The sequence below is a fragment of the Deltaproteobacteria bacterium genome (assembly GCA_030654105.1).
Lineage (GTDB): Bacteria > Desulfobacterota > SM23-61 > SM23-61 > SM23-61 > JAHJQK01.
On sequence record JAURYC010000170.1, the window covers coordinates 1 to 10,473 of the forward strand.

Annotated in this window: 13 protein-coding genes; 7 read left to right on the plus strand and 6 right to left on the minus strand. The window is 49.6% G+C overall.

All coding sequences use genetic code 11. The features are described from left to right. The first annotated feature begins 280 nt into the window (after window positions 1-280). Window positions 281-1,048, plus strand: coding sequence for a glucose 1-dehydrogenase (locus tag Q7V48_07100; protein MDO9210498.1), 768 nt, complete (start codon window positions 281-283; stop codon window positions 1,046-1,048). A 19-nt stretch (window positions 1,049-1,067) separates the two neighbouring features. On the opposite strand, the gene Q7V48_07105 is transcribed toward Q7V48_07100, so the two are convergent. Then, complete coding sequence (locus Q7V48_07105; GenBank protein MDO9210499.1) at window positions 1,068-1,340, minus strand: hypothetical protein; 273 nt, start codon at window positions 1,338-1,340, stop codon at window positions 1,068-1,070. Window positions 1,341-1,795: 455 nt separating this feature from the next. Here Q7V48_07105 and Q7V48_07110 point away from each other — a divergent pair, with 455 nt between their 5' ends. The 5 genes from Q7V48_07110 to Q7V48_07130 all read left to right on the plus strand — a co-directional run bounded on the left by Q7V48_07110 (window position 1,796) and on the right by Q7V48_07130 (window position 6,006). Further along, a complete protein-coding gene (locus tag Q7V48_07110) occupies window positions 1,796-2,977 on the plus strand; it encodes an acyl-CoA dehydrogenase family protein (protein ID MDO9210500.1) in 1,182 nt (393 codons plus the stop codon). A gap of 41 nt (window positions 2,978-3,018) precedes the next feature. Further along, complete coding sequence (locus Q7V48_07115) at window positions 3,019-3,432, plus strand: PaaI family thioesterase (protein ID MDO9210501.1); 414 nt, start codon at window positions 3,019-3,021, stop codon at window positions 3,430-3,432. Between the two features lie 70 nt (window positions 3,433-3,502). Continuing rightward, a complete protein-coding gene (locus Q7V48_07120) occupies window positions 3,503-3,703 on the plus strand; it encodes a winged helix-turn-helix domain-containing protein (GenBank protein ID MDO9210502.1) in 201 nt (66 codons plus the stop codon). A gap of 316 nt (window positions 3,704-4,019) precedes the next feature. After that, window positions 4,020-4,910: a diacylglycerol kinase family lipid kinase gene (locus tag Q7V48_07125; GenBank protein ID MDO9210503.1), complete on the plus strand. Its 891-nt coding sequence runs from the start codon at window positions 4,020-4,022 to the stop codon at window positions 4,908-4,910. 229 nt (window positions 4,911-5,139) lie between these two features. Continuing rightward, window positions 5,140-6,006: a 3-keto-5-aminohexanoate cleavage protein gene (locus Q7V48_07130; GenBank protein ID MDO9210504.1), complete on the plus strand. Its 867-nt coding sequence runs from the start codon at window positions 5,140-5,142 to the stop codon at window positions 6,004-6,006. 19 nt (window positions 6,007-6,025) lie between these two features. On the opposite strand, the gene Q7V48_07135 is transcribed toward Q7V48_07130, so the two are convergent. Both Q7V48_07135 and Q7V48_07140 read right to left on the minus strand, forming a co-directional pair. Continuing rightward, on the minus strand, window positions 6,026-6,559 hold the full coding sequence (locus Q7V48_07135; protein ID MDO9210505.1) for a hypothetical protein: 534 nt from the start codon (window positions 6,557-6,559) through the stop codon (window positions 6,026-6,028). A gap of 15 nt (window positions 6,560-6,574) precedes the next feature. Then, complete coding sequence (locus tag Q7V48_07140) at window positions 6,575-7,129, minus strand: hypothetical protein (GenBank protein ID MDO9210506.1); 555 nt, start codon at window positions 7,127-7,129, stop codon at window positions 6,575-6,577. A 471-nt stretch (window positions 7,130-7,600) separates the two neighbouring features. On the opposite strand from Q7V48_07140, the gene Q7V48_07145 reads away from it, so the two are divergent. Beyond that, window positions 7,601-8,533, plus strand: coding sequence for a DMT family transporter (locus Q7V48_07145; protein MDO9210507.1), 933 nt, complete (start codon window positions 7,601-7,603; stop codon window positions 8,531-8,533). Window positions 8,534-8,550: 17 nt separating this feature from the next. Here Q7V48_07145 and Q7V48_07150 read toward each other — a convergent pair whose 3' ends face one another. The 3 genes from Q7V48_07150 to Q7V48_07160 form a co-directional block, all read right to left on the minus strand. Further along, on the minus strand, window positions 8,551-9,105 hold the full coding sequence (locus Q7V48_07150; protein ID MDO9210508.1) for a hypothetical protein: 555 nt from the start codon (window positions 9,103-9,105) through the stop codon (window positions 8,551-8,553). A gap of 65 nt (window positions 9,106-9,170) precedes the next feature. Then, complete coding sequence (locus Q7V48_07155; protein ID MDO9210509.1) at window positions 9,171-9,797, minus strand: LysE family translocator; 627 nt, start codon at window positions 9,795-9,797, stop codon at window positions 9,171-9,173. A 72-nt stretch (window positions 9,798-9,869) separates the two neighbouring features. Further along, complete coding sequence (locus Q7V48_07160) at window positions 9,870-10,427, minus strand: bacterioferritin (protein ID MDO9210510.1); 558 nt, start codon at window positions 10,425-10,427, stop codon at window positions 9,870-9,872. Between the last annotated feature and the right edge of the window lie 46 nt (window positions 10,428-10,473).

Consider the following 10,473-nt stretch of genomic DNA (forward strand, 5'->3'; position numbering starts at 1 on the left):
CAGCCGTTAAAATAATGCTTTGAGATCCTAACTCTTAGGAAAGTTTCTATTTTGGCAAGCTGTGTTCAATTTTTGGAGGCTTATGCCACCCACAACATATAGGGTTTCCCTATGGACTTCTTCCTGAACTCTTGCTCTTAGGATTTTCCCCGAGAATGCAACATTTCAGTAATCTTCAATCAGCGAAAAGTACCCATGTTGAAGAATAGTAGGTGAAAGAATTAATTCTTCTGTTGTGGTAATTTTGAATTATTGAAGGTTAGAAAAAGGAAACCGGAAAATGATCCTTGATAAATTCTCTGTAAAAGGCAAAGTTGCCATTGTAACCGGAGCCAGCCGGGGAATCGGAAAAGTTATGTCTTTAACTCTAGCCGAAGGTGGAGCAGACGTAGTTGTAGCTGCTCGTACTTTAGAAAAATTAGAGGCTTTATCTGAACAAATTCGTTTGTTAAATCGGAATTGCCTGGTTTGTGAAACGGATATAACAGAAGCCAATAACATTGAGATGATGGTGGAAAAGACCATCCATAAATTTGGTAAAGTAGACATCCTTGTAAATAATGCAGGTATGAATATCCGTAAGAGGGCGATTGATTTAACTGAGCCAGAATGGGACAGGGTTCTAAATACCAACTTGAAATCTTATTTTTTTTGTGCCCAGGCTGTGGCCAGAGAAATGGCTAAAAGAAATGGAGGAAAAATAATAAACATAGCATCCATTCGGAGTGTTATTGCCCCTCCCATGGCTTCAGCCTATACCGCAAGTAAAGGGGGAGTATCTCAACTAACCAAAGCGCTGGCAGTAGAATGGGCTCCATATAACATTCGTGTGAATGCCATAGCCCCCGGTTATACGGAAACGGAATTAACTGCGCACTTTAAAGAGAAAGAAAAAGACCTTTATGAAAAAATTCGGGAGCGAACAGCTCTCAAAAGGTGGGGACTTCCGGAAGATTTTGCGGGTACTTTAATTTATCTGGCATCAGATGCCTCGGATTATATGACTGGACAAACCCTCTATGTTGATGGAGGATATTTGCTAACATAGATAAAAAAATATAGCCGGGTTAAAAGGGCAGGATACAGCCGATTTCCCGTTTGCTCTTTTTCTCTTTGGTCTCTTGCGGGACTTCTTGGGTTTTCTCCGCGCCTTCTTCCTTGTCTTTTTCCTCCACTTCCTTCTTCTCCGTGCTCAGCCATCCTTTTTCATGGGCGTAATAGCCAGCAACTCCGCCTCCCGCTAAAGCGCCCCCGACCACCAAGCCTGCGCAGCTTGTTGGTAACAAGAAGGCCAAGGTGGCTAAAATTCCCCCGATTGTTTTCCAGTTCCATTTTTTCACTTTTTCCCCCAAAAATGAAATGTTGCCCTCTGTGGTTTCCTGAGTTCTCTTTTACTTATTTCTTGACAAAGTGTAAAGGGTTTTTATAAAGTTGGAAATCGAGTTCACCTTCTGAACACAGCTTTTGAGGTCCCTAAAGAATATGCGATGAAACGTTATATTATCCATTTTAAAGAGTTGCCTATCTATACCCCGCCGGGCCATTCCCAAACTACTAACCGCCGCTTGCTGAGCCCAGGGCCACAGGGATCGGAACAACCCACAGGGTCACCCCGCTGGAAGAACCTCCCCTCAAGGTTTTGATCATCTATGCCCCTCCATTATCTTCATCCCAAACTTCTTGACCTTTTGAGGAAAAAATATTAATTTGTTTTGGGTCGGCAAGAAAAGGCCTTCCCTAAAAATTCGCAACATATTTTCCCTTTATTAGCAGAAACCCAATGAGGAGTTAAGCCATGAATTTTGATCTCACCGAGGAACAAGCGGCCATGGAGCAAATGGCCAGGAATTTTGCGGAAAAAGAAGTTGTTCCCAATTTGAAAAAAGAAGAGTTCAACCGTGACCTGGTGAGTAAAATGGGGGAACTGGGCCTTTTCGGGAGTGCCTTCCCCGAGGGTATGGGAGGTTCAAACTCGGGCTTTCTGGCTCATTCCATTGTCTGCGAGCAGATCTCCACTTACGACTCGGGATTGCGGGCTCTTTTCAATCTTCAGGCCATGACCGTGCCCTACACGATGATGGAATGGGGGAATGATGCCGTGCGCCGGAAATATGTTAAGGGTCTGGTTACGGCCGAAAAATTAGGCTGTACGTGTTTCTCCGAGCCTAACGCCGGATCGGACATCGCGGCCATCGAGACCAAGGTCGTGGACAAGGGAGACTACTTCTTGATCAACGGGTCCAAGACCTGGATCTCCAACGGAACCGTAGCCGATTATGCCGTGGTCTATTGCACTTTTAACCGATCTCTTAAACATAACGGTCTGTGTGCCATTGTGGTAGAGACCAATCAGCCGGGCTGGCAGCCCCATGAAATCCCTAAGCTCGGGGATAAAGCCTCGCCCATTGCCGAGGTTTTTTTGGAAGATGTCACGGCGCCCCAAGGAAACCTCCTGGGAGAATGGGGGGGCGGGTTTAAAGTGGCCATGACCGCTCTGGACAGGGGTCGGATCAGCGTGGGTAGTGGCGCCGTAGGGATTTGCCAGGCTTGCCTCAATGCCTCCGTAAAGTATGCGAATGAGCGCGTACAATTCGGCCGCCCGATTCGGGACTACCAGATGGTCAAACAGATCATCGCCGATATGGTTACCTACACCGAAGCTGCCCGTTTCCTGGTCCGCCGGGGGGCTTGGTTAAATGATCAGGGGCGGCCTTTTACCCGGGAAATTGCCCTGGCCAAATATTTTGCCGGCGAAGCAGCGGTGCGTGCTGCTGGATGGGCCATGGAAATCCATGGAGGGATGGGTTATTCCCTCGAACATCCGGTGGAAAAATATTACCGGGACTCCAAGCTCTATCAGGTGGGGGAAGGCACTGCCAACATCATGCGCATTCTGATCGCCGACGATGCCCTGGGGGTGAAAAAAGCCAATCGTCCCCGCTTGAAGGTTCCCGGCGATTTCCGCGACCTGAGTTAAATCCCAACAAAGAACTCACCCAGGAAGAATAGGATTTTAAAATGGAAATTGCTGCGCGGGACAAATACAATCTTTGCTTTGCCTGCGGCCAGGGTAACCCCATTGGCTTAAAGCTGGCTTTCCGCTTTGAAGATGGGAAGGCGAAAGCGGAGTTTATTCCTGGCCCCTACCATCAAAGCTGGAACGGCATTTTCCACGGTGGCCTTCTCGCCCTCTGTTTGGACGAAGCCTTCGGGTATGTCCTCTATTTTCAGGGCATCAAGGGGATGACAGCTAAGATGGAAATGCGCATCCGGAAAACCATCCGCACCGGCCAAAAAATCTTTCTTACCGGCGAGGTGAAAAAAAGAACCCGGAAACTTATAGAAACCTATGCCAGGGCCGAGTTGGAAGACGGTACCCTGGCGGCTGAAGCCACTGCCTCTATGTACGTTACCGACCAGGAGTTTGCATAACTCTTCAAAAAAATCCTGGCTGTCCCCGGATAAAAAAGGTATAATGATAAAATAATGCCAGGAGGACACCATGATTGACCAAATCGGGGAGATTGCCGGTAAGGTTTGGATGTTCCTCAAGCAAAATGGGGAATCCAATTTGAACCAATTGAAGAAGGGCATAAAGGCTGACCCCAATTTAATTCTTCAGGCCATTGGGTGGCTGGCCCGAGAAGACAAAATACTTATCGAAAAGAAAGGGCGCTTCGTTACTTACGCCCTGAAAGACTGATTATAATAGGAAGGCTTGAAAAATTTGGACTTTGTCGGATCGAGTTTCAAAGAACGGGTGGTCGAGTTTTTTTTGGCTCTGAGCGGAACCCTTTTTTATCATCTCTTTCTCCGGCCTAAAGACTATTGCAAATCCCGGAAGAAGAATCGCTAACAACACCAGAACCCCACAAAGCAAGCAACGTGAAAAAACGTTGGCCTCCAGAGCCCATGTTCCTAAGCCCCTTGGGGGTATTCGGCATGAGGGTCTCACCTTTCGGTGCTGAAAGGATTGGCCATTTTTCCTCCATCCCGAAAATAAACTTCATGGGAAACAGTTGAAATCCCTGTTTATCCTCAATCCATCTGCAGGCAAAGGCCAAGGGAGAAATCTCCTTTCTCCCTTGGTTAAAAAGCTCTCAGAACTTGGATTTTCCGCTGATTGCTTCCTTCCCCGACATCCTGATGAAGCTCTCGCTATGGCCCGGAACGCTCAGGACAAAGGATGCGACCTTCTTGTTGCTTGCGGAGGAGACGGGACGGTTCATTCCCTCCTTCCGGCCCTGGTGAACCGCCCGACCACTTTGGGACTACTCCCCTTGGGCACTGCCAATGACTTGGCCCGGAACTGGAATATTCCCTTAAACTTAAACCGGGCTCTGGCTCTTCTCACCACAGGTCGACCCAAGATGGTGGATATCATCACAACCCACTCCGGAGTTTTTATCGCGGGGGCTGCGGGATTGGGATTAGATGCAGGCGTTGTCAAGCGGGTCAGTGAATGGAGAAAACATTGGAAAGGTTTTGTTCCTTTCTTTTTTGCGACTTGGGTAGAATTTCTTAAATTTCGCCCTCCCAGGGTTTCCATTGCCGCGGGGAATTGGCATTACCAGGGGCCAGCCTGGCAAGTCCTTTTCACCAACATTCGCCGCTACGCTCGATTTGTCAAGACGACCCCCTTCGGAAAGCTTGACGATGGGTTGATGGAAATCTGTTTGATACCCGGTATTGCCAAATTTCATCTCCTGACACTTTTCCCCCTTTTTCTTTCGCTCGGGTTTAGGGGAATCCCTCGGGCTCGTCTGCTTTCCGCCACCGAGGGCGTTATTGAATCTTTTCCCCCGCTCACCTTCCAGGGAGACGGAGAGTTAATTGGAAAAACTCCCGTAGCGTTCCGCGTTCTTCCCAAGGCTCTCAAAGTCATGATGCCCCCTCCAACCGAAGGGTAACCAGAAGCCATTGAAATTACCATTCGCCCCGATTATCCCTGAGGAAGGTGGGATCAAGTCATTGGGTTATTGCGTCATTAGGTCATTGGTTCATCAGGCTAGTTTTTCTCTGCGTCCTCTGCGGGCTCTGCGGTAAAAGTAATACGAAATTACGATTGACATTATAATCCAGTTCCTTTATAGAAATACTGTCGTCAAGTGATCCTATACTGAATCAACGGAGGGAAAAATGGATAAACTGATCATTACCGTCGCCATTATCGGAGGCATCACTACCCGGGAGAAGACTCCCTACCCGCCCATGACTCCCCAGGAGATCGCGGAAAGCGCCATCGAAAGCTATCATGCCGGAGCGGCAGTCTGCCATATTCACGTCCGGGATCCGAAGACCCATGCCCCCTCAATGAAGTTTGAGCTCTACAAGGAAGTTTACGAACGCATCCGGGAAAAATGTGACATGGTGATTAACCTCAGCACCGGCTCCGGGGGACGCCTGCTTTACGATCCGCAGAGCAATACCTGGAATACTTCAGAGTTGAAGAGCCCGGAAGAGCGCGTAGAACATGTGCTGAAACTGAAGCCCGAACTCTGTTCTCTGGATGTGGGGACCTTGAACTTCGGGCCGAGAGCATTCATCAACCTGGTGCCCATCGTGGAGAAAATGGCTGGCCTGATCAAAGAAGCAGGGGTCAAGCCGGAACTCGAAGTTTTCGACATCGGCCATATCCGTATCGCCAAACATCTGATCCGCCAAGGGATTGTGGCCAAGCCTCCTTTATTCCAACTCTGCCTGGGCATTCCCTGGGGCATCGAAGCCACCACCGAGAATATGGTTTATATGCGCAACAACCTGCCCGGCGAAACCCTGTGGTATGCTTTCGCCATCGGGGCGCAGCATTTTCAAATGGCCGCGGCTTCTATGACCAATGGCGGACATGCCCGGGTTGGGTTCGAAGATAATCTTTACATTCAAAAGAACGTTTTGGCTAAAACCAATGCGGAGATGGTCAGAAAAGTGGTAGAAATCGCCAACCTTATGGACCGGGAAGTGGCTACGGCAAAGGAAGCCCGGCAAATATTGGGTCTGGGAAAATAAAAACCCAGAGAAAAGCAGGTCATCGACCCGGCAAGGGTACATCGAAAGGCCCGAATATACGCATGAGATAGATATCTGTTAAGTCAGCCCCGCTTTGTTTCCCCTGCCAGAGGCACACCATGATTCCTTCGGCATCCCGGACCACGACGATCAACCGTGCCGTGGTTTGAAACCGCTCGCTGTAATACAGGGGGATATTCTGGTAACTAAGGTCTCGGCGGGTAGCCGTTGTGCCCAGAACGGGTAGAAAGACATCCATCCGGAATTCCCCTGGGCCAACCTCTCCGCCTTTTCCTACGACCCATTCCCGGAAGAGGCTTTTCACGTATCTTTCCAGGCCCAATGAGTTCTGAAATCCTCCCAGGACTTGGACATGGAGATCCACAGCTTTCCCCGCAGGATCGAAGAGAATCTCTTTCATATTCTCCTCCAGGGATTTCGCCAAGGCGGACTGATGTTCCGCAGAAGTTCCCTGCCCAGGCGGAACGTAGTCAACCGTCGCGCAGGACGGAAGAATCAACCAGAGAACCAGAAGGCCAAGGGGAAAAAACAATTCATTTCCTCCCACTTACTTGATCGATTTGAAAGGCCCGATCATGTAAAGAATATAGTACTCCAGATACCGGGCTTCGCCTTTCAGATCTTCAGTGTGCAGGATTTTCCCTGATTCCTTTTCATAATAAGTTAGGTGCAGATCGACTATGCCGTGAGTCGATTCCGCATAAAACAAGGGAATAAAATCTCTCCGGGTCTGATTCACCCCAAAAACTCTAGCTTTCACCTCCAGCGAAATATCGGCTTGATCCCTGGAAGTAGCTACCCGGGCTCCCTGGGCAACAAATTTTTCGCCGATCCAGGAACGGAGAAAACGCTCTTCCGGACTCTCCTCCCCAGTCCGTTCGGTTAGGGAATAAACTTCGATCCAGATCTTTTTCCCTCGATATTTTTCGAAGGAAGCGGATTTTAAAGCTTTCTCCAAAGCATCGGCTGGAGTAAACTGCGAGTCCGCCGATCGGCCCATGGTTGGACCCCAGTACCTTTTGGTCGCGCAGGCAGCGGTTAAGAAAAAAAATAACCCGATCAACAGGGTCCATTTACCAAAACGAAAAAATTTCCTATTCATGTAGATCTTTTCTCCTTTAGGGCTTTCTCTACCCCTCCTTTTTCTACTTTGGCGGAAATTTAATAGGACGCAGATTTGCGCAGATAACCGCAGAAACAAAAAAGACGCTATGCGCATAGCGCTAAGCGCTAAGCGACTTTCTGTGTACATCCGTGTCCAAAAAAGAAATTCCTCTTCAATCAAGTTAAAAAGTGGTGGGACTCTCATTAGGATAAAAATCTTTCTAAAAAAGAAGTGGCCAAGAAAAGAATAGCGGACGAAGACCTTCTTTGTCAAGTGTAGCATTTTAAACCATCCTCTTAACTCCTTCTCCGCGTAGCCAACCACCAAATTCATTGCTGGATATTTATTCCGAATGGAACCTTTTTTTATTGCCATCCCCCAAGTAAAAGAGTAAAGTAACCGCCGAATTGGACGAGGCACACGCCGGAGCAGGCCACTGTTGAATTCGAGGAGAGAATCAATTAAGGAATGAAACATTCACCATCCCCTTCTCAACATCCGTTTTTTTCTCTATCGGGCTTTCGAGCGGCGAATCGGCAAACCCATCGCCAGGGCGTGCTGATGATGATCGGCGCCGGTTTGTGCTGGAGTTCCGGCGGCATCCTTGTTCGCAACGTTACCCTCACTGACCCATGGGAGATCGTCTTTTGGCGCTCGGTTTTCATGGTGATCTTCCTGCTCGGCGTACTCGCCTTATGGCACCGGACGAAGATGTTCGAGAAAATCGCTGAGGTCGGTAGGCAGGGCGCGTTGGCGGGGGCATTGCTTGCTTCCACTTTCTTCTTCTTCATCCTCTCGGTTACGCGCAATACTGTCGCCAACACCTTTGTGCTGATGAGCGTCGGGCCGTTCTTTGTAGCTTTGTTTGGCAGGATCTTTCTCCGTGAACTAGTGCCATTGCGAACTTGGGGTGCGATAGCGGTAGCGCTTGCGGGCATCGTGCTCATGTTTTCCGAGGGCCTGGACTCCGGTCGGAGCCTCGGCAACTTCCTCGCGTTGGGCGTGCCCACCGCCTTTGCCTTGAACGTGGTCGTGCTGCGTCGCGCCCATGCCAGCGTGAGCATGGTGCCGGCGGTTATGCTCGCGGGCATCTTCTCGATCATCATTTCACTCCCGCTCGCTTGGCCTCTCACGCCCACGCTTCGCGACCTGACGCTATTGTGGATCATGGGCTGGGTACAGCTTGGGGCGGGGTGTGTGCTGATGACGATGGCGACGCGATATCTCACCGCCAGAGAAATAGGTCTGTTCGCACTGCTGGAGACGACGCTCGGTCCTATCTGGGTATGGCTCGGTATCGGCGAGCGCCCTACGAACACCGCTTTGGTGGGGGGACTAATCGTGATCACCGCACTGCTGGCCAATGGATTCCTCGGGAGGCGAGGAGAAAAAGAATTATAACCTTTAAGAAGGAGGGTTTATATGGCATTCAAAGTGGTTGCCCGTCCAGCATTACCATCTACTCTGGCCGGTGAGGTTTTGACCCGATTTGGGGCCCAACGGGTCGAGGTCCCCTTGTTTACCGAAGGAGATATCATAAAAAACGCTGCCGACGCGGATGCATTGTTGGTAGGCCCAACAGAGCCTTTCACCCAAGATGTCATTCGGACCTTGTCTAAATGCAAAATCCTCAGCCGCACGGGGGGGTGGGGCGAACGATCGAATTCAAAAAAGGGTTCTGCCGGGTAACGGCGCTCGGGAAAATGGGGCAGGGCCGCGAAGAATTGCAGAGAGGCAGCCAAGCCCACATTGGTTCCCCAGACATGAGGGATAAGTGGTATGTTCCAGGCGCTGGCCACGATCTTAGCTGGCCCCCCGTAGTAAAAGGCCTCCCCTACCCCTTGGATACCGCTATCCGTAGAGACCAAACCCAGAGCTGTCTGTCGCCTATTCGCCACCCCCTGAGACCAGCCAAAGGCTTTATCCCCTAAGAGCCCCTGGAGCACATAAGCTTCCACTTTTTGTATTTTCATCTCGAAACCCCCATAGATCTGCCTCTATAATACAAACGGCCCTAGTTCAGCCGTTGGTCGGCTTGTCATAAAGAGCGCTGCATAACTGCTGCAAAAACGCCGGCACCCATCAAGGCGCTTCCACCACAGCGATTCAACCAACGACGCGCCCTTGAATTCTGAATCGTCTCGCGGAGGTTGCCAGCGAAGAAAGCATATAGGGTTGCGTTTATGGACCCCAGTACGAGAAATGTTGCCCCCAGTAAGAGAAACTGGGGAACTGCCTGGCCTTGCGGATCAACAAATTGAGGCAAGAAGGCAACGAAAAAACCGATGCTCTTAGGGTTCAAGGCAGTCACAGTGAACGTACTTGTGCAAAGCGATCTCTTGGAAGCTCCTGCAGCGGTGGTGCTGGTTTTCGCTATCTCGGGATTCGATCGCCAAATTTTGATACCAAGGTAAAGCAGGTAAGCGACTCCCAACCACTTCAATACAGAAAAAAGCATTGGGGAAGCCGCTAAGACTGCTCCCAGCCCTAAAATGGAAAGGGTCATCGCTGTGAAATCACCAACGGCTACACCTATCACCAGCGGTATCACCGCTCTTCGTCCGTTTACAACGGCGTGACTTATTACCGAAATAATTGTTGGGCCCGGTATCACCAGAAGGATGATCGCGGCAATGGCAAATGCTCCCCAGGTTTCCAAACTCATAAGAAATCTCCCCAATTGGCTAACGAAAAAATACACCTGCCTCTAGGTTTGAAATTCTTTCTTTTTTCGACGTTATGCGCCGCCCTGTGTAGCGCCAGAGCCCTGTCTGGCAACAAAGCCCTGCGTCTGTAACCCAGTGGCAGAGGGTGTCCCGGCGATTTGAGCAAGATATGTTTCGCCGAGCTTCTCGATGTGATCACTGACATTGTCAAAGTAGTTGAAATGCACCTGTTCTTCATCGATGATCGCTTCCAGAATTTTTACGCTGATGCTGTCGCCGTTTTCTCTGCACACTAACAGGAATTGGTTATAAGCGTCGATTGTATCGTCCTCGAGTTTTGCATCAAATGAAAAGATTGACTGGACTTTCTGGCCTTTTTCCGCCTTTCCTGCAGGCTCTGTGGTCGGTTCTCCACCCAATTCCTTAATTCGCTCTGCAAACATCTCGGCGTGGCGCATCTCATCGATTGCTATGAGCTTGAGCTTCGCGGCCATATCTCCGTAATCCATGTCGTCTAAATTATAATGCTGGTTCATGTACTGGGCAATGGCCTGCAACTCCATGCCGCGCGCCTTGTTCAAAACTTCAATTACTTTTTCCTTCCTTTGTTCTTTAGTATTTTGAGCCATGATACACCTCCTTGTTTATTTTAGGTGATAACGGGGACATAAAGGG